General features: G+C 43.8%; 22 protein-coding genes and 1 pseudogene. 10 read left to right on the plus strand and 13 right to left on the minus strand.

Going from position 1 to position 19,535, the window contains the following annotated elements:
* On the minus strand, positions 1-244 hold a 244-nt coding region (locus AAC854_RS09575; RefSeq protein ID WP_340616894.1), incomplete at its 3' end, for a P2 family phage major capsid protein.
* A gap of 26 nt (positions 245-270) precedes the next feature.
* On the minus strand, positions 271-1,119 hold the full coding sequence (locus AAC854_RS09580) for a GPO family capsid scaffolding protein (RefSeq protein ID WP_340616895.1): 849 nt from the start codon (positions 1,117-1,119) through the stop codon (positions 271-273).
* A gap of 179 nt (positions 1,120-1,298) precedes the next feature.
* On the opposite strand from AAC854_RS09580, the gene AAC854_RS09585 reads away from it, so the two are divergent.
* Genes AAC854_RS09585 through AAC854_RS09595 form a run of 3 tightly spaced genes read left to right on the plus strand, consistent with a single transcriptional unit; the run spans position 1,299 to position 4,431 of the window.
* A complete protein-coding gene (locus AAC854_RS09585; RefSeq protein ID WP_340616896.1) occupies positions 1,299-3,083 on the plus strand; it encodes a terminase large subunit domain-containing protein in 1,785 nt (594 codons plus the stop codon).
* A complete protein-coding gene (locus tag AAC854_RS09590; RefSeq protein WP_340616897.1) occupies positions 3,083-4,114 on the plus strand; it encodes a phage portal protein in 1,032 nt (343 codons plus the stop codon). Before AAC854_RS09585 ends, AAC854_RS09590 begins: the two co-directional genes overlap by 1 nt.
* Entirely contained in the window at positions 4,111-4,431 is a 321-nt protein-coding gene (locus tag AAC854_RS09595) for an Ogr/Delta-like zinc finger protein (RefSeq protein ID WP_422824071.1), read from the plus strand. Before AAC854_RS09590 ends, AAC854_RS09595 begins: the two co-directional genes overlap by 4 nt.
* Here the strand turns inward: AAC854_RS09595 and AAC854_RS09600 are convergent.
* The 4 genes from AAC854_RS09600 to AAC854_RS09615 all read right to left on the minus strand — a co-directional run bounded on the left by AAC854_RS09600 (position 4,402) and on the right by AAC854_RS09615 (position 7,456).
* Positions 4,402-4,626, minus strand: coding sequence for a hypothetical protein (locus tag AAC854_RS09600; RefSeq protein ID WP_340616899.1), 225 nt, complete (start codon positions 4,624-4,626; stop codon positions 4,402-4,404). The genes AAC854_RS09595 and AAC854_RS09600 overlap by 30 nt on opposite strands.
* Positions 4,627-4,738: 112 nt before the next feature.
* A complete protein-coding gene (locus AAC854_RS09605; RefSeq protein WP_340616900.1) occupies positions 4,739-4,888 on the minus strand; it encodes a hypothetical protein in 150 nt (49 codons plus the stop codon).
* Entirely contained in the window at positions 4,875-5,249 is a 375-nt protein-coding gene (locus tag AAC854_RS09610) for a hypothetical protein (RefSeq protein ID WP_340616901.1), read from the minus strand. The genes AAC854_RS09605 and AAC854_RS09610 overlap by 14 nt, the downstream gene beginning before the upstream one ends.
* Positions 5,246-7,456, minus strand: a complete 2,211-nt coding sequence (locus tag AAC854_RS09615; protein WP_422824072.1) for a replication endonuclease — start codon at positions 7,454-7,456, stop codon at positions 5,246-5,248. The genes AAC854_RS09610 and AAC854_RS09615 overlap by 4 nt, the downstream gene beginning before the upstream one ends.
* Before the next feature lie 227 nt (positions 7,457-7,683).
* Here AAC854_RS09615 and AAC854_RS09620 point away from each other — a divergent pair, with 227 nt between their 5' ends.
* Entirely contained in the window at positions 7,684-8,085 is a 402-nt protein-coding gene (locus AAC854_RS09620; RefSeq protein ID WP_340616902.1) for a hypothetical protein, read from the plus strand.
* A gap of 89 nt (positions 8,086-8,174) precedes the next feature.
* Here AAC854_RS09620 and AAC854_RS09625 read toward each other — a convergent pair whose 3' ends face one another.
* From AAC854_RS09625 to AAC854_RS09640, 4 genes are all read right to left on the minus strand, one after another.
* Positions 8,175-8,396, minus strand: a complete 222-nt coding sequence (locus AAC854_RS09625; protein WP_340616903.1) for a TraR/DksA family transcriptional regulator — start codon at positions 8,394-8,396, stop codon at positions 8,175-8,177.
* 76 nt (positions 8,397-8,472) lie between these two features.
* Positions 8,473-8,817: a DUF5347 family protein gene (locus tag AAC854_RS09630; RefSeq protein ID WP_340616904.1), complete on the minus strand. Its 345-nt coding sequence runs from the start codon at positions 8,815-8,817 to the stop codon at positions 8,473-8,475.
* 15 nt (positions 8,818-8,832) lie between these two features.
* A complete protein-coding gene (locus tag AAC854_RS09635; protein ID WP_340616905.1) occupies positions 8,833-9,342 on the minus strand; it encodes a phage regulatory CII family protein in 510 nt (169 codons plus the stop codon).
* A 35-nt stretch (positions 9,343-9,377) separates the two neighbouring features.
* Entirely contained in the window at positions 9,378-9,623 is a 246-nt protein-coding gene (locus AAC854_RS09640) for a Rha family transcriptional regulator (RefSeq protein WP_340616906.1), read from the minus strand.
* Positions 9,624-9,733: 110 nt separating this feature from the next.
* Between AAC854_RS09640 and AAC854_RS09645 the strand changes: the two genes are divergently transcribed.
* The 3 genes and pseudogenes from AAC854_RS09645 (at position 9,734) to AAC854_RS09655 (ending at position 13,223) form a co-directional block, all read left to right on the plus strand.
* Entirely contained in the window at positions 9,734-10,372 is a 639-nt protein-coding gene (locus AAC854_RS09645) for a phage repressor protein CI (RefSeq protein WP_340616907.1), read from the plus strand.
* A 2-nt stretch (positions 10,373-10,374) separates the two neighbouring features.
* A complete protein-coding gene (locus AAC854_RS09650) occupies positions 10,375-11,400 on the plus strand; it encodes a site-specific integrase (RefSeq protein WP_340616908.1) in 1,026 nt (341 codons plus the stop codon).
* A gap of 1,473 nt (positions 11,401-12,873) precedes the next feature.
* Positions 12,874-13,223, plus strand: a pseudogene (locus AAC854_RS09655) (LecA/PA-IL family lectin).
* Positions 13,224-13,385: 162 nt separating this feature from the next.
* Here AAC854_RS09655 and AAC854_RS24730 read toward each other — a convergent pair.
* Positions 13,386-13,481: a phage tail fiber protein gene (locus AAC854_RS24730; RefSeq protein WP_475637809.1), complete on the minus strand. Its 96-nt coding sequence runs from the start codon at positions 13,479-13,481 to the stop codon at positions 13,386-13,388.
* A gap of 584 nt (positions 13,482-14,065) precedes the next feature.
* Positions 14,066-14,572: a hypothetical protein gene (locus tag AAC854_RS09660; protein ID WP_340616909.1), complete on the minus strand. Its 507-nt coding sequence runs from the start codon at positions 14,570-14,572 to the stop codon at positions 14,066-14,068.
* 471 nt (positions 14,573-15,043) lie between these two features.
* On the opposite strand from AAC854_RS09660, the gene AAC854_RS09665 reads away from it, so the two are divergent.
* Together AAC854_RS09665 and AAC854_RS09670 are read left to right on the plus strand one after the other, a co-directional pair.
* A complete protein-coding gene (locus AAC854_RS09665; protein ID WP_340616910.1) occupies positions 15,044-15,385 on the plus strand; it encodes an SH3 domain-containing protein in 342 nt (113 codons plus the stop codon).
* A 99-nt stretch (positions 15,386-15,484) separates the two neighbouring features.
* Positions 15,485-16,453: a threo-3-hydroxy-L-aspartate ammonia-lyase gene (locus tag AAC854_RS09670; protein WP_340616911.1), complete on the plus strand. Its 969-nt coding sequence runs from the start codon at positions 15,485-15,487 to the stop codon at positions 16,451-16,453.
* 231 nt (positions 16,454-16,684) lie between these two features.
* Here AAC854_RS09670 and prpR read toward each other — a convergent pair whose 3' ends face one another.
* Positions 16,685-18,340: a propionate catabolism operon regulatory protein PrpR gene (prpR, locus tag AAC854_RS09675; protein ID WP_340616912.1), complete on the minus strand. Its 1,656-nt coding sequence runs from the start codon at positions 18,338-18,340 to the stop codon at positions 16,685-16,687.
* A gap of 305 nt (positions 18,341-18,645) precedes the next feature.
* On the opposite strand from prpR, the gene prpB reads away from it, so the two are divergent.
* Positions 18,646-19,530 carry a methylisocitrate lyase gene (gene prpB, locus AAC854_RS09680; protein WP_340616913.1) on the plus strand — a complete coding sequence of 295 codons (885 nt, stop codon included), beginning with the start codon at positions 18,646-18,648 and terminating at the stop codon, positions 19,528-19,530.
* The last annotated feature ends 5 nt before the right edge of the window (positions 19,531-19,535 follow it).

Raw genomic sequence — 19,535 nt, forward strand, 5'->3', positions numbered from 1 at the left:
CTTTTTTACGCCCGGTATAGAGTCCCGGATTACCGACCGATACGACCTGCCCGGAAAGGTGATCCACATCCGCACAGGTAATCATGTTAAGAAATTCGACCGATTCCAGCAACGCACTGCGCAACGCGGTCTCTTTTGGATCGGACAGTGCGAAGTAACGCGAGGTATCCGCAACCCCATAGGCATCAGCTAAACCCACAGAGTAATTCTGCAAATAGCCGCGTGCCCGTTGATTTAATTGCATAGCTCTTCCCTTTGCTCTATCAGGTGTTACAGATAGTTAAAATTCTTGTCTTTATTGCCTTTCGGATTTTTCTTCGGCAATGGAGTGGCAATGTTATTCAGCTTGCCAAAGTTCTTCAAAATCGATGGCAGACTGTCACGTAAGCGAGCAAACTCTTCGGTGTCTACGACTTCTTTCACTGTTTCGACATCTTCCTGAACCGCTTCCACTTCCTGCTCTGTAGATGCCTGAGCGGTTTCCAGTGTCGCCACGCGAGCTTCCAAATCTGCGACGGCCTGAGCCAGTGCCTGCAACGCATCGTCACCGGATGGTTCGGTCGTGGTCTCTTCCTGTTCTTCAATATTGAAAATACTGCGCCATGATTTTTTAGTGCCTTTAGTACCCTTAGCCATCTTTGTTCCCTTTTCCTTAAATTCCTTAACTTCATCAATCACCAGCGGCTTATACGCCCCAAATCGATGCTGTTTTTTCCTTTTATTAAACTGTAGACGGGTAGTGCCTACACTGGCTGGCGAGTCAGTCACTGCCAGCCCTTCCAGATAGGTTTTGCCTGTGCCGCGAAAATTACCGTTAAGCGTAAATTCCACGGAGGTAAACAGCAGTTGCCCGTCCCGGTTAGCCTCTAACAAGCGGTGATTGGGGCGCAGTTGCGCATATAAACGCAAAGCTCCCTCATCACCCCGCTCGGCTTTGACCGCGAGCACTTCCCCCATCGCCCCGAACCAGCGTTCATGTTCCGGCCAGATTCGGGCAGTATACAGTTGAGGGTCATATAGCTCTGCCGCTTCCAAGATCCATTGCGGCTCGATTGTCCGGCCATCAACGGTGTCGCCCTCCATGGCAATACATATCCAGTTCGTCATTAACTGAGACATATTGCATCCTTGTCGTTTGCTTCAGACACAGTATTGCGAATTCAATTGGCTCACGCGAGGGGCGCAAGTCGGATAAATTCGGATATAACGCATAACCGAATGTAACCGAAGTAAACCGAACGAAAGCCGCCTGTTCGCCCTGCATAATGAGGGCACCAAGGACAAGGATGCTTAAGGATATGGCTAAATACTCTGATGAATTAATAAAAGTGGCGAAGTCGCTTTACCTGCGCCGCTATACTCCGGCTGAAATTGCCAGTGAATTAAATCTTCCCAATCGGCGGATCATTTACTACTGGGCGGAAAAGTGGAGCTGGGCGGATATGCTCAGTCATGAAACGGTGGCTGAGGCCATCAATCGCCGTATTGCCCTGCTCAGTGAACGTAATAACAAAACAGCGCCTGAACAGGATGAACAGGATCGCCTGATTGCCCATCATGTCAAACTGATGGCACAGGCGAATAAACATAAAGAGAAGCTGGCTGAGATTCAGGCGCGGGCACAATCCAGCAATGACAGTGAATATGTTTCCTCTGGTGATGGTGAACCGAAGAAAAAGAAACGCTATCGCAAAAATGATATCTCCGCGCTGACAGAAGAAGACTTCCAGACCTTTGTTGATGGCAATTTGTTTGGCTATCAGAAACATCTGCGCGCCAATAAGCATAAGCATGTGCGAAATATTCTCAAATCGCGCCAGATTGGGGCAACATGGTATTTTGCGATTGAAGCCTTTGAAGATGCGGTGTTAACGGGAAAAAGCCAACTGTTTCTGTCAGCGTCCAAACCACAGGCCGAAGTTTTCCGCTCTTATATCGTCAATATTGCTGAACAATTCTTCGGTGTGACATTAACGGGCAACCCGATGCGCCTAAGTAATGGGGCAGAACTGCGTTTCTTATCCACCAATAAGAACACCGCGCAATCTTATTCCGGCCATTTGTATTGTGATGAATACTTCTGGGTGCCCAGCTTTACGCACCTGAATGAAGTCGCCTCTGCAATGGCGACTCATGACCATTGGCGCACAACTTATTTTTCAACGCCCAGTGCCAAAACGCATCCGGCTTATCCATTCTGGATGGGTGACACATGGCGCGGCAGTGATGCCAAACGTAAGAATGTGCTCTTTCCTACGTTCAATGAGATGCGTGATGGCGGGCGGGATTGTCCTGACGGGCAGTGGCGTTACGTTATTACGCTGGAAGATGCTATCAAAGGCGGGTTTAACCTTGCCAGCATCGACCGTCTGCGTAACAAGTACAATGCCGATACCTTCAACATGCTCTATATGTGCCAGTTTGTGGATAGCGGCGCCTCCGTCTTCAAATACCATGAACTGGATAAATGCGGCGTCGATATTAACCTGTGGGAAGATCACGATCCGGATGCAGCGCGCCCGTTTGGTGAGCGGGAAGTCTGGGGTGGCTTCGACCCTGCCCGCTCCGGTGATACCAGTACCTTTGTGATTGTTGCCCCACCATTGATGGCTGGCGAAGCCTTTCGGGTGTTGGCCACGTTCTACTGGCAGGGCATGAACTGGAAGCATCAGGCCAAACTGATTGAAGAGCTGTTCAAACGTTACCGCTTTACCCATATCGGCATTGATACCACGGGCATTGGTCACGGTGTCTACGAGATGGTACAGGACTTTGCGCCCCGCCAGACACAGGCCATTCACTATAGCCAGCAGAGCAAAAATCAACTGGTCATGAAGATGATCGATGTGGTCAGTGAAGAACGTCTCGAATGGGATGAAGAACAAAAAGAAATCCTGGCCTCATTCTTGGCTATCCGGCACACCACCACAGGCAAAGGCGGTGCAATGACCTTCGTGGCTGACCGTTCGCAGGAAACCGGACACGCTGACGTATTCTGGGCCATCGCTCATGCGCTGATGAATGAGCCGTTAAATTACGAGAAGAAACGCACCTCTAAATATAAATTTGCAAAGGCAGCATGATGAGTAAGAAAAAGTTAAGGAAGACCGCTAAAGCGCCACACACCAACGACCGCCAACGGAAAATGAGCCTGATCACACTGGGTAAACCCGAGCCGATACTCACCACCATGACGGATTACCAGAAAATCTGGTATGACAACGATTATGATCATTACACCCTGCCAATTGACCGTCTGGCACTGGCGCAACTGACTAATATGAACGGGACGCACGGCGGCATTATCTACTCCCGCCACAATATGATTGCCTCTAATTATCTTGATGGCGGGCTAACGCATGAGAAATTTAAAGCAGCTATCATCAATTTCTTGATTTTCGGGGATGTGGCCATCCTGAAAGTGCGTAACTTCTGGGGCGACATTGTGAGACTGGAGGTGCTGCCCTCCCTTTACCTGCGCCGCCGCAAAGACGGCGATTTTGTGGTATTGCAGGAAGGTGAGCCATTGGTTTACTCCCCTGAAGAAGTGATTTTCATTAAGCAATATGATCCTCAGCAACAAGTTTATGGCCTGCCGGATTATATCGGTGGCATTCATGCGGCCTTACTCAACTCGGAAGCCACTATCTTTCGCCGTCGCTATTACCATAACGGCGGGCATACAGGCGGCATGATTTACATCAATGACCCGAATATCTCAGATGAAGCCGAAAAAGAAATAGAGAACAAGCTGGCACAAAGCAAGGGCATCGGTAATTTTGAAACCATGTTTGTGAGTATTCCCAACGGTGACCCTGACGGCATTAAGTTTATTCCGGTCGGGGACATTTCCGCCAATGATGAGTTTGCCAATGTCAAAAGTATCAGCTCGCAAGACGTGCTGACTGCCCACCGATTCCCAGCTGGATTGGCGGGGATTATTCCGACCAATGCCGCTGGGTTGGGTGATCCGGAAAAAGCGCGTGCTGCCTACCGCAAGGATGAAGTTATTCCCGTTCAAAATATGTTCATGAATGCGATAAATAACCCTGGTGTGCCAGAAATATTACATATCCGTTTCAAACAAGATAACGTAAGTTCGGGTGCAGAATGAGCATAAAAATGATAAAATCGAGGAAAATCGATACATTAGGAATGAGGAACATGCGCGTATTAAAAATAATCTGTACCGAGTGCGGCGCTAAAGCTGTCATTCGCAAAACCAACCGGATGCACCACCAAATTGCTGATGTCTATTGTTCATGCTCGGATGTGGAGTGTGGACATACCTTTGTGATGAATCTGACGTTCTCACACACTATCAGCCCCAGTGCCAAAACGGGCGATATTCTGTTGCAGACTGTGATTAATAACCTCAATCTGCAACAGCGCCAGATGGCGTTAGACTTGCTGCAAGCCAATGCAGCCTGATTCAGCGTTTGATAAGCCACTATGATGTGGCTTTTCTATCAGCGTTTCCATTTCACGTTTCACTTGCTCAGTCAATTCCCCCAGCCAATAGAAAGCCGTCCGCCTGTCATTATCATTAAAATCTTCAGAACAACCCAGTTTGCACATTAATTCCATACGGTCTAAAAGAATGGAAGTATTTAAAGCATCTAACATTTTTCCCTAATCTCTTAATTATTAACATTTAAAATACTGTATGTATAAACAGATGCTATTAATATAATTGCCCTCTGAATTAATTGCATTAGGTAATATCTGATTGTGTGACCTACCCGATATTTCTAGAATTTTTCGCTAAAAATCCCTCATAACTTGCTTTTGTATTGCGAAAAATAGCTTTTATATCAATATCTAAACCTAAGTTTTCGACAAGCCTGTTAAGGGTGTTTTTTGTTCTTTCGATATCAGTCAGCTGCACATTCCGACAACCACTGATCGGCAAAGTTATCCCAAACCCAACTGTCAGATATTTCTTGTTTTAGCTGTTCAGCTGCACCATTCAACATTTTTGCGATATCCCGGATTTCTGATTCCGGTTTATCAATGAACCCTCTAAGGTATGAAGCAATCAATAAATCACGGGCATATTTGATACCCTTGACTTGTTGTTCTTTGATATCGATATCAAATTCAAGGATATCAAAAGAAGATGCTCTATCACTATCAACAGTAGCCAGAGCATCTGAGCGGGATAAAAAAACTCCGATAACTACCCGTTCCTCATAGGGTAATTTCCTGCTAAAGCGATAAATAGTTTGCATCAATAAAAACATTTTCATGATTTCATCCTCATTTCCCCAAGTTGATTAATTCGCGCCCACAACCTATCGCGGCGCGCCTCTTTCTGCCGTTCTGACTCCATCGGAATAAAACTGCCATTCGTCCATAACTTAAATGGCTGTCCGCCTATGTTGATTTTTCCTGCCATGGTTAATGACTTCGCCATAAATCGGCTAAAATCCATTCCGATGGAATCGGCATAATCGATAATTTTTTCAATAAGCACCTCACTACTGCCGTTGACCGTACCAGACACCCCCGTACAGTTATTGACAGAACTCCTAGGCGGTGCGGGCGCACCGCTAACACCAGCCTCCGCTGGCGCTTCGGCTAACTTCGGCACAATCTTCCAGCTCTTGAGCCTAGTTAGAATAGGGGTATCCATTCCGACCAAAGGCGAGAAAACCCCTTTAATTCGGATCACATCTTCCCCGTGGGTATTAGTTTCCGGCTGCGTTTCATACCACAGGCGCGCGACCAAATCGTCACGGCGAACGAATGGGCCACCTTGTGCATTGATATAGTTTGCCCAGTCGCCGTTATCCGCTGCATCATGCACCGCCGCAAATTCAACACTTAAGCCCATCGCCACGTCATGATCTGCCATACGGCGCAATTCACGATAAACCGTCACGGGCGCGCCGCCCACAAACTGGAACTGACGAATACGCCAACGCCCCGCCCATGCACTGGCAGCGATAGCGGCTTCTTTCATCGGGCGCTGGCTTTCATCATCCAGCTCGCCGTCCATCGCGTAGCCATCAATGTTTTTAGAAATGTACTTCGCCACATAACCCGTTGCAGAGCCTTTCTCTGGATCAATCTTCTCGGCATGAAACCGGGCTTTCAGGGCTTTCTCATTCCACTGTTCGGCTTTTTCATTCCACAGTTCGTGGCGGTCTTCTTGGGTGGCATACTCACGGATAATGTCGCGCACCTGATCCGCTTGGTCTGGCTGCATAAAAAACAGCATATGCCAATGGGGTGTACCATCGTGATGGGGTTCAGCCACGCGGATACCAAAGATACGCAGATTGTTACGATGGAGTTTGGCCCTGATTTTTGCCCAGAGGCCGCTTAAGTATTGTTGTGTATCCGCAGGGCTGCATCCGTTCCATTTGCGGTTGCGGTGCCCGTGCCGGGTAGTGGCGTGATATTTAGAGGGGGCGGTCAGCGTATAGAACTCCGCCACATAGCCCAGTTCATTGCAGATATTTTCAAAGCCCCGGATGCGTACCATCATTTCAGTACGGCGGATAGCCGGATTCGCCACACTGCCATAATATTTATCAATCAGGCTGATACGGTTACCTTCTTCGTCTTCCAGCTCCATCGACTTGATAAAGTCTTTTGTGCGGCGCTTCTGCTCTTTCCACTCTGAAATGGTCATTTTGCTGGCGTAGGTACTGGCCTTTTTGCTGACGCGGTTGATGGAAATCTGCAAGTGCTCACGCCATTCTGACGCCAGACGGCGGAGACGGCCTAACCACCACTTATCAGAGATCATGCGGGAAATGGCCGCGATAGCCTGTATTTCATCAAAGAAGCTGCCTGTTAACTTATCCCAGTAAGGGATTTTCTGACGGTAGGCTTTGGTGATCGCCGCCGCCCGCAGATACAGGACATGCGCCCGTTTCAGACCGCTTTCTTCGGGTCTTTCGTCTACGAGTGTCTGTAATTCCCGACTGATAAAATCAGCAATGTCCCTTGCCAGCAGTTCGACATCTTCCCGTGTTATATCGGGAATACGGTTAAACCGCCCCATATACGTTGCATTATCTGCGTTCATTTCCTGAATCTGGTAACGCTCAGTCACTAACGTAACTCTGGGTAAGATACGATCAACGAATGTCTTAGATAAAAAAGCCTCGGCGCGTGGTGTCCCTTGCTCCTTTTCTAAAACACTAGCTTTGTATTGAACATCAAGACGAACGATAGACGGCTGCTTTTTTAGTAGCTGCTGAACATGTTCACGTTCTTTGATCACCTTGGCAATCGCTTGGTGCTCTTCTTCTTTCTGGTACTGTTCCGCATAAGTCGGGAACGGGCGTACTATCGGCTGGATGGGATTATTCCACGGCGTAGAAACGCCAGCAGCCAGAGCTGCATCGTGTGGCATCTCTGGCTGGAGTTTGCTGGTTTGGCGGCGCGCTAGTGATGGTGCGCCGTTTTGCTCTGTGACTTGCTGCACTACCTGATTAAGCATAAAGTAAATTAATTTTAACTATAGGAATTAAATGGATGAATTTTTTTAAGGCTGCTGCTGAGAAAGACCACTACACCGACAAGATGAAGTTTTTGTACGGTAAAGATGCTCCTCTAGGCGAAGTAAGGCTTTTAACAGCCCGCGACATGTACGCCGCTTGTGACGCCTTTCTTGACGTAACGGCATGTCACATAGAATCTCGTTGGCTGCCAGCAAAAGAGTATCGAATGAATCTTGCTCAGAATATGAAGTCGTGTTTGCCGAGCGACTGGAGATCACACGAAGAATGGAGAGCATTAGCTCAGCGCGCAGTAGATATCGCATGTCAACATTGTCCGGGCATCCGTATATCTGAATGGGATGAGCGGTACACTTGGGAAGAACGAGTGACAGATATTCATCTTGCTGCCCTCGCAACTCGGAAAACCGTTGAGTTTTTTCTCCGTAGCGATCCATCATTTCTGCCAAATGGAACGAACGTATTTTTGGTTTCGACTCAGTTAAACGAGTTTCTTGCTTCGATTGTAGGCGGTGATGTACATCCGGTGTGGGTGGCAACAGTGGATACTGATTCAACACCCGGTTGTCGCAATGGTTTCCAACCGAAATATTCCCCGCGAATAATTTAATCATGTTTGTAGTACTCCCTGTGTGGAAATAATTTAAATTTAAAAACAACCATCAGTAGCAATAATGCGGGTTTAATTACCCGCTAATTTCAAACACGACAGTAATGCTTCTGCTGTAATTCAAAATCAGTCTGGCAATCAACACAGCGAGTACAACCCATCACTTGAGCACGGCGTGTTTCGGGAATAGCTTCGCCGCAGTCTTCACACTCAAACGCTGAAACACCGACCGGACGGTTAATATGTGCGGCAATCTGGCGCTCCAGTGTTTTTTCTGCGTGCTGGCAAGCACGGTCAATAACATCAAACATATTTTTATTTCCTGTTTTTAGATAAAAAGAATCCCTGACGTGTTGACGCCATTAAAATTAAGTTGGTAATTATTATTTAATTAGGTAGCGATAAACCCGTTGGTAATAATGGAGCGGCCGCCTTAATTTTATTGATAGCTTTAATTATCTCGCTTCGCTCTTCGATGCTAAATTGATCTAATTCCAGCCCATGCCGTTCTTTTTTAATATTGGCAATAAAGAAAATAGCTGCCAGTACGCGAATATTATCGACATAATTCGGATTGCGTTTATTGCGCATTTCATCAACAAAGGTCGCCAATTGCTCATTACCCGCTTTAAGATGTTGCTGCCTGATTTTTGCCAGTTGATTTAAACCATTCACGCGCACATCAAAAGCTATTTTGTTGGCTCGCTGTTCAGATTGGTATTCCGTGTTCATTTGCTTCACCTCATCTTAGACCAAGGATGCACCCATGCCTGCCATCGCATCCACTGCCGAACTCAATGCAGGATTGGAATGCAATCTTGATGAAATGGTCACCCCTGCCAACGTTAATAACCGCACTGCATTGTTAACGGTCTTCTTAAACTCCGCGACACGGGTCTGGTTTAGATGTTCACCCGAAACAGCTTCACTTGCCAGCTTGCCCACTTCTGCTGTTGCTCCTAGCAGGTAGCTTGGCATATTGGCATCACACACTTCATTCACCGGCACGGCGGGCTGACACTGTAATTGCTCCAGTAGACCGTCCAGAATGGAGGCGTCTTCTGTGGCATCGGTTAACTTCATTAAGTCAACACAAGTCAGCATGTGGGGCTGCTCAGGGTTCAGCTTGTTACGCAACATTTGCGGAGACATACCGATAGAGTCCGCTATTTGTACTAAGCTACCTTTATGCGCGTTGGAGAACGCACGACACGCATTATCAAAATGGGATTGTTTGGATACTTGATAGTCAAACATGTTAGTCCCTCCAAAAGTTCCTATAATTGGTCTTACTAACCAACAATAATATTGATACTGAAATTGGAATGACCAAGGGATTCGCGGATTTGATCAGTTTTGTACTTTAGATAGAGCAAACTGACTCTACCCTTGTTTTTGTCCTTTTTAACCATGTACTTAGCGAGCTTTCCATGATGGATTTTCTGATAAACAGAACCACGGGAAATACCTTCCCATTCTGCAAATTCTGCAGGCGTTGCAAGCTCTTTTGGTACACGAATTGAAATATCAGTGCTCATAGTGCATCATCTCTAGGTTTAAGCTCGTTTTATCTTGTTTTATCAGGTTTAATAAATAAGCCTGAAGATATATTAAGATGTAAAAAATGATACGTCAATAGGATCAAATAATGATACAAGTAAAAGCAGGTGAGAATACTGGAGGAAGAGAGGCAATCCATAGGCTAATGACTGCCTACGGTTTTAAAACCAGACAGCAACTATGCGATCACCTTGATGCGTCAAAAAGCACTATGGCAAACAGATACTTAAGGGATGCCTTTCCTGCAGAATGGGTAATCCAGTGTGCTCTGGAAACAGGGGTATCTTTGTTATGGTTAACCACAGGGCAAGGGGAACCGAACCCTAATATTGAATCTGAATCAGAAAATAAAATTAATTCTGAGAACCCCAAAAAAATAAAACACCTTTCTGAGATTGTATCTCCAGAAATCAATAAAGCTACTCTCTCCAATGGTTCACTAATTGATACAGGTAAAGCATTTTTGGATAGCAGCCTACTTCCCTCAGATGCAAATAATCTTTTACTTGTTCACACCACCGGTGACTCTTACGTGATTGACCGAAGCCAAACACCTCCGGTAAATGGTGTGTGGTTAGTTGATATTGATGGAATAAAAAATATAGTCAAAGTTGCGCGAATCCCCGGTAATAGAATGGTCGTTCACCAAGATGAATCGTCTTTTGAATGCTCCATCGATGATATTGAAACCATCGGGCGTGTTGTAAAAGTCATTAAGAGTATCTGACTATGAGCATTAGAAAGCAGGCTAATGGGAAATGGTTGTGTGAATGCTACCCTAACGGGCGTGACGGCAAACGCCTGCGTAAGCAGTTTGCAACAAAAGGCGAGGCCATCGCTTTCGAAAACTTCACCATGGAAGAAGTGAATAAAAAACCATGGCTAGGTGAAAAGGAAGATCGGCGTCACTTGTCCGAAGTAATTGAACAATGGCATTCGCTTTACGGACAGACGCTGGCTGACCCCAAGAGGTTAATGGCGAAGCTGAACATTATCTGCAATGGGCTAGGTAATCCCATTGCCTCAGAGCTGACCGCTGGCGACTTCACAAAATACCGAGAAGCCCGGTTAAAAGGCGAAATCAAAAATGAAAAAGATGCGCTGATGTCACCAGTTAAGCCTCGGACAGTGAACCTTGAACAACGCAACCTATCATCTGTTTTTGGCACTCTAAAAAAATTAGGTCACTGGCCTGCGCCCAATCCCCTCGCAGGTCTGCCAACATTTAAAATCGCAGAAGGTGAACTGGCGTTCTTAGCGCCGGAAGAAATTAAACGCTTACTTGATGCCTGCGCTGATTCCCAAAGCCCCAGCCTGTTAATGATTGCGAAAATTTGTTTGGCTACCGGGGCGCGTTGGAGCGAAGCCGAAAATCTGCAAGGCCATCAAATATCAAAGTACCGAATTACCTACACAAAAACCAAAAGCAAGAAAAACAGAACTGTTCCTATATCTCAGGAGCTGTACGAGGAACTTCCTAAAAACAGGGGAAAACTATTTACCCCATGTAGAAAATCTTTTGAACGTGCAGTTAAACGGGCTGGCATTGACCTACCGGAAGGGCAATGTACTCATGTTATGCGCCATACTTTCGCCAGCCACTTTATGATGAACGGCGGAAACATATTGGTATTGAGAGATATTTTAGGTCATGCAGACATTAAAATGACCATGGTTTACGCTCACTTTGCGCCCGATCACTTGGAAGATGCAGTAACAAAAAACCCACTTCACAATCTCAACTGGAACCGCTAATTCATGGCGGCGATTTGGCGACAAAGAGATAAAAACGCATAAAACCGAATGACATCAGATAAAACCAACCATATGAAAAATAAAGTAAATTATTGCTTTTGATACTATTAAAGTGGTATGTAGGAATTTCGGACGCGGGTTCAACTCCCGCCAGCTCCACCAAATTTGGTAGGACAGTGTAAGGACAACAACTTGAAAAACAAGAAGTTAGCAAAGTTGGTAGGTCACTGTCATGACAGTAAAAGGACTTCAAAGTGCATGTGAAATGCACGTGGAGTTAAAATCGAGACGCCTCAGAATCCCCCTCTGAGGTGTTTTTATTTGTAACGAATGTATTTCTATTTGTAAGAAAGTGTAACAAAAATACACGCCATTTTTGTCTGTCTTGGGTCTGGCTTGCCCCTCAGATCATTCTCTCTAAGACACATATCGAAGAACGGACATCATTATTTTATTCGAAAAAATACTATTAAAATTCCTCTCTGAAATAATGCCTTTCTGTGCATATAAACAGTAATTTTAAATATTCAAATTTTTTGATGTTATTTGGCGAATGATTTTTTTTGCTAAAGAAGATAAGGTCAGTTCTAAGGTAAGGATGAAAAGGAAGATTGATCGCCATAGCACAGAAATCTACCCTTTAACTCTCAGGGTAATCAACTATAGAGGAAATCCCTATAGTTGCCGTAGATGGCTCAAATCTGAGCCATGGTTGAAATTCCAATCATCTTTAAGCTCTGCATTGTGATTCTCCCAACACAGGGTAACTGAGTGACTCACGACGAATTTCGTCGGCACAAATGATCACCAGTTTGCATACCGATATTTTCGGTGGTCAAACTGCCCCTCTTAAAGAGGGGCAGTTCTTGTCCCATATAGCAAGACAACCAACCCAAAGCTATTGGGTAGGCCAAAGTAAGGACCACGGTATTCTTCGAGGTCACTGAGATAATGACCTCGACGACAGGTAAGTATGTTAAACGTACTGAGCCATTTATAACCAACCCAATATTATTGGGTAGCCTCTGAGATTGAACTCCTTAACCTCAAGGAATCCCTAGAGTTAATTTCACGCCTCCGTTTGAAACGGAAGCGGGCTGAATTAAAGGTGAGAAATCCCACCTTTAGCTAAGTCGTTGATTTTACCTATTTCCTTCACAGAACGGGAATTCAATTAAATCAATAGGTTAAAAGAGCGCAATTCCATCATTTAACATAACCAATTGATTTTTAATAATTCTGTCAGAGAGACAGAAATTAAGGAAATCAAGGGTTATATCCCACTATCAGTATGCTAAGTCTTATCAGTAAGCCATCGGTAAATAGATTTTATTAATGTCCCACCAACCATTCCGTGCCATTCTAACCAGAAGCTCTCTCCAATATTGATGAACCTATTTTATTGATGTTCACAGGCGGAGAAGTATCCCACCGCCTTCATAAAGTTATAAAGACATAATTGGAGGTAATACTATGTATGATTGGTCTGGAGCTGTTCCCGGTAAACTTGAGCAAGGCCAACCGACAGGACTTGTGCTCCAAAAGGGGGATATAATATCCATCAGGTGAAATTTGTCAATGACAACCGTCCGAATCCGTGGTCTGCACTTCAAGGGGTTCCTCCTAATCCTCCAAGTGGTGGTTTAGCTGCAAAAATTGGTGACAAGACATATGAGATTGGTAATGGAGTACTCCATAAGACAGTGCCCACAGATGGCGAATTAACTCTTTTATTTTTAGATAGTAATTATTTTGATAATTCCGGTGACTTTTACGTTAATGTCAAAATAGAGTCACGTTATTCGCCTCTCGAAGAAATATAATTAACTCATTAATATATAAAATATTTTTAGTAAAATAATGCCAGGTGAAATAATATCAATGTATCTCACTTGGCTAATACACTTTATTATCTTAGTCAGCCCTTTCTTACTCTATTTCCTTATAGCTAAATTTCTCCATACCCCCTACCCCACATTCCACACCTAATCCTCCGGCATCTGGACACGGACGTCTAAGCGACAGCCTTCGGGAATATCACACGGCTTGCTATTGATATAGTAAACCTTTTCACCGTCCACGATGGCTTTTTTTCACCAGTTCTGGAATCATTCGGGTAAATACATATTCTGACGGTGGAAGGTCTCAAACGTGATGCTGCCGCCCTTTTCCACCTTATCATCAATGTAAGGAGCTACACTTCCATGTAGCCCTTTTGTTTGTCCAATGTCCACCTTACGCCCACCCATTTTATTTTTATGGGCATCAATGGACACTACCTAGGTGTTAAAGCATTCATCAGTTTTAATTTTTGAGTAGGAATTATTACATTTATTAATTGCCTTACACCTCTCACGTTCCTGCCTCCATCCTCAACTTGCAAATAGTGACAAAATTTAAATAGCAGGCTTTGGCATTGAGCGTTATTGCATAAGTCAACAATCTCTGATTTTTTTCGAATAAAGATAACCCCGGTAATTTCCATGTCAATATTAAAATAGAATTGCGTCATTCTCCCCTTAATAAAATAACTTAATTAAAATAGTTAATTTCTTATTAAGAAAAAGCCAAGTTATGAGTAATCAAGGGGATTACGGGATATTATCTTGAACAAGACAAAGGGAGGAAACCCTCCCTTTTGTATATAAAAAATAAATATTTAAATTTAACTTGCCGAAATCTCTAACTTTATATCAATCTTTGAGTCTCCGCCATAAACCTTTTTCTGATTGCAATCCTCTCCTTTGCAACTAGCCCTATCAACTATATTTTCACACCCTTTAATCTCTGTATACCAATCGGTATCATACCCATGTTCAAATATCAAATGACAACTTATAGGACCACTAAAAATTTTCCATTCGACACTTTTTGTTTTAAATGCGCAACCACTAAAAAAATTATTACTATCTTCTAAATAGACGCTATGTTGCTTACCAATCGGAAGATTAAACTGATCATCACCGCTCTCGTACATACACTGAGAGTCTTTTTTTTCTACTACAAGATTCAATTGAGAGGAGGAAAGATGGATAAACTCCATATTATATTCAGCAGATAACTCTGAGTGCTCTTCGGTATTAACACTTTTTTCCTCTGCCAAAGCAGTAGAAGTCCATAAAAAAGATAAAACCGCTAAGATTGTGCCAGATATCATATTCATCATTTTCATACGGTTCTCCTTATGATGAAATTATTAAAAATATCACTTAATAAATATTTTTGATTGGTTATTAATTCACCTTTTATGGAGCACTGAAATGATAGTTGCTAATAACAACAAGATATTGCACTGCTATCAAGCTTAGATTATAAATAACCTCTTTTTTTATCCTCAACAAAAATAGTAAAGAACGAGAGCCATTTTAATATAATGAATGAAATTATAATACCAATAAGAAATAAGTGATTTACAATAAAATTGCCAACCATCACAATTATGGAAAACAACCCTTTCAGATACATTTAAATCATATTATTCTAAATAAACTTTTCCTTTAATATTATTGATAATCTAATGAGTGAACTGGAGAAGATATGGATATATCTCCGTTGTTTTTCAACTTGCAGCTTTGTTGATAGTATTTTGAAATCCATTTATTAGACATAGCCCTCCAATTATCAAAATAGTTCAGGAGTGAAAATGCTAAGAAAAGGTATTGTTACCCGTGATTATGCTAGTGCTTACCCGAATCCGATAAAATTACAGGTTGGGGATGTCGTTTCAGTTAGTTATAGTGACCTTGAATATCCTTTCTGGGTTTGGACAACTAATGATTCAAATATCAGTGGTTGGGTTCCTCAACAAATTTTACATTTTATTCCTCCTAATAAAGCAATATGCCTAGAGAATTATACAGCTCATGAACTAACAGTTAAAACAGGAGAATGTCTCTATCTGGAAAACACCTTAAACGGCTGGTATTGGGCGCATAAAGAATCAGGGGAAACTGGCTGGATACCACAAGAATATATTAATATTTAGGAAGTATTACGATGATGAAAATCATCTTAGCATTAACTGCAACTTGAAAGATTCAGAGTACAAATAAAAAGGCATCACTGAGCGCAGGAGGCTCACATAATGAAGTTTATTCCTGATTACAATGCTATTTCTGAAGCCCACTCCCGTATGAAGCAATATATCAACAAGACTCCCGTTTTCACCTCAACGACAGTCAACGAAATGTTTAATGCACAGGTCTATTTCAAGTGTGAAAATTACCAAAAAATGGGCGCATTCAAATTTCGTGGGGCCATGAATGCCCTATGCCAATTCAGTGATGAACAGAAAAAAGCGGGAATTATTGCTTTTTCATCCGGCAATCATGCACAAGCAATCGCGTTAGCAGCCAAGTTACTGAATATTTCTGCTACCATTGTCATGCCTCAGGATGCACCACAAGCCAAAGTGACAGCGACCAGAGATTACGGCGGTAAGGTTATTTTCTATGACAGATATACAGAAGATCGCGAAGAAATAGGCCGTCATCTGGCAGAAAAGCATGGTATGACTCTTATTCCACCTTTCGATCACCCACATATCATTGCTGGTCAAGGGACTGCCGCTAAGGAATTGTTTGAAGAAGTCGGCGAGTTAGATGCCCTGTTTATTCCCCTCGGCGGGGGTGGTTTATTGTCTGGCTCTGCACTTTCTGCCGCTCATTTATCGCCAACATGCCGGGTTTTTGGTGTCGAGCCAGCCGCCGGTAATGATGGGCAGCAATCCTTTAAAACAGGGGAAATTGTTCATATCGAAACCCCAAAAACTATCGCAGATGGCGCACAAACACAGCATTTGGGACAGCACACGTTTCCTATCATTCGACATTTAGTTGAAGATATTCTGACAGCATCAGATGAAGAACTGCTCGACGCCATGTATTTTTTAGCAGAGCGAATGAAAACCGTTGTCGAGCCTACCGGGTGTTTAGGTTTTGCTGCTGCAAAAGCGATGCGGGAACAATTAAAGGGGCAACGTATCGGGATTATTTTGAGTGGTGGAAATATCGATATGAAGCGATATGCGAATTTACTGGCGAATAAGAACTAATTAACGGTTATTATTCATCTGTCAGAATACCTAATTGGCATTGATAAAACAGGGAGTTTGTCATTATGATAATTGAGTTAACAAACTTAATGACAGCCCCTCATTGAATCATTAATAGCAGTAATGGAAAAATCTTAAAATACATTATCATCCGCATGATTCTAAGGCATATATTCAGCTAACAAAACTACCGATCGAAAATTTGTAATTCATAAAGTTTATCGCATTTTTTTAATTATTGTCTCTCTCCTTTTTCAATTTCCGCCATAATGTCGTGCGGCTAATTCCCAAATATTCCGCAGCCGCCCGTCGATTACCTGAAAATCTCGCAACAATATCATGCACTGAAAGTGCGCTTTCAGTAATAGGGGATGCCTTAATCTGAGCAGCTTTCAGATTATTGTTGATTGTACTGATATCAATCTGGCGCTCTGGTGAAAGTGATAATATCAATGCCGGTGTCAAAGCTTGTTCAGGATGGGCGCTCAAATACAGTGCTATCCGTTCCATTAAGTTACGCAGTTCACGCACATTTCCCGGCCAGTCATAAGACTGCAATGCTTCATCACACGCAGCAAGTTCCTGGACTCTCGAAGATGAAACAGGTAAGTTAAGTGCAGCAAATGCCCGTTGTAAGTATTCCAGCGCCAACAAACTGATATCTCTTCCCCTTTCCCGTAGAGCCGGTATGTTAATCCGCAATACACTCAAACGGTAGAACAAATCTGTCCGAAAACGCCCTTCCCTTACCCATGTATCCAAATCGCAATGCGTAGCACAAATAATACGAACATCAACAGCAATTGGGCGATATCCCCCTACCCTGACGACAGATTTTTCTTCTAATACCCGCAATAATCGGGTTTGCAGCGGTAACGGCATTTCGCCAATTTCATCCAGAAATAACGTCCCCCTGTGCGCAACTTCAAACAATCCGGCCCGCCCGCCACGCCGGGAACCCGTAAAAGCGCCTTCTTCATAGCCAAACAATTCAGCTTCCAACAAAGATTCTGTAATCGCCCCACAGTTAACAGCCACAAACGGCCGGGGATGCTTGCCTGCCAACTGACCATAACGCAAGGTATATTCATGGTGAATCGCCTGTGCCACCAGCTCTTTTCCTGTCCCGCTTTCTCCCTGAATCAAAACTGTAGCCGCCGAACGGGAATACAGCATGATCGTATTGCGCACATGTTCTACCCCAGTAGCATTTCCCCTGATGTCACTGATTGTATGACGAGTACGTAGTTTATCCTCCGTAGGATAAGGTGAAATCACAGCCTGACTCAGCTTGGCCATTCTGGCCATTTCCAACGCATCTTGGAATGCCAGCCGGATAGAGTCGGCAGAATAGACAAAAACGCCCACCAGTTCCGCTTCATAAGCAAGATCGGTTATTAACCCTGCACCAACGATGGCTTTGATTCCCATCGCTTTCAAAGCATTTACCTGTGCTCTGGCGTCTTCTTCTGTCACATAACTGCGTTGTTCGATGCGCAGGCTGAAACTCTGCTGAAATTCTTCCAATACAGGCTGGGGATTTTGGTAAGTAATGACGCCAATCCGGGAGCTGATTTGCCGGGCACGAGCCAATGCCTGCATAAAATCAAACCCACTGGCTTTCGCGATAATCACAGGCACAGATAAGCGGCTTTTCAAATATGCACCATTAGAACCCGCACAAATGACAGCATCACAATGCTCTGTTTCCAAACGCTTGCGAATATGTTGCACTGCATGTTCAAAACCCAATTGAATCGGGGTGATATCAGCCTGATGATCAAATTCAGGCGTAATATCGCGGAAAAGATCAAAAAGTCTGGAAACGGAAACGGTCCAGATCACGGGTTTACTGTTATCACGCTCACCTGCATGCACTGACGCCATATTTCCCCCATTCCTCTTTCAATGAGTGCAACCATTAATTTCATCTATGTTTCATTCTTAATAAATGAAACATAGATGAAACATAATTGATTCAAAATGAAACAAGTATACATTATAACCAATAGGAAACCAGTAACCATATAATTAAACGGGTTTCATATATTCATTTGATTAATAACAAAAAAGAGCACATCAATCATATTACCTACTGATTTTTCTCTCTTATTTCTAATTTTTGGCATCAACCTTGCTTTAATAACAAAACAACACAAATTGGTTTCATTTTAGTAACAGTGGAGTTATGTATGGCATTTTCCTCTGCCGGTTTGGCTTTTCGTCAGGCAATAGAAGCCGAATCTCCGTTACAAGTGGTCGGAACCATCAATGCAAACCATGCGTTACTTGCGAAAAGAGCAGGTTACAAGGCCATTTATCTTTCAGGTGGCGGGGTTTCAGCAGGCTCACTGGGGTTGCCAGATTTGGGCATCTCCACGCTGGATGATGTATTAACTGATATCCGCCGCATTACAGATGTCTGTGATTTACCGCTGCTCGCGGATGCAGATATCGGATTCGGTTCCTCTGCATTTAATGTCGCCCGCTCTGTTCGTTCTATTATTAAAGCAGGTGCTGCGGGAATTCATATTGAAGATCAGGTTGGAGCTAAACGTTGTGGTCATCGTCCGAATAAAGAAATTGTTTCTAAAGAGGAGATGGTAGACCGGATCAAGGCTGCCGTTGATGCCCGTACCGATGCAGATTTCGTCATTATGGCCCGCACCGATGCACTCGCAGTGGAAGGGCTGGATGCCGCCCTCGAAAGAGCTGCGGCTTATATTGAAGCAGGCGCGGATATGCTGTTCCCTGAAGCTATTACAGAACTGCCTATGTATAAGGAATTTTCATCCAGAACTCAGGTTCCCATTTTGGCGAATATTACCGAGTTCGGTGCAACGCCGCTTTTTACCGTCGAAGAATTGAGAAGTGTCGGTGTCGCCATTGCCCTCTACCCACTATCTGCATTCCGGGCCATGAATAAAGCGGCTGAGCAGGTCTATACCTCTTTGCGTCGTGATGGCACACAAAAGAACGTCATCGATATGATGCAAACCCGTAATGAACTTTATGAAAGCATCAACTACTACGCTTTTGAACGAAAACTGGACGCCCTGTTTTCTCAGAAAAAATAGCAAAG

The organism is Xenorhabdus entomophaga (assembly GCF_037996725.1).
In the GTDB taxonomy this organism is placed as follows: domain Bacteria; phylum Pseudomonadota; class Gammaproteobacteria; order Enterobacterales; family Enterobacteriaceae; genus Xenorhabdus; species Xenorhabdus khoisanae.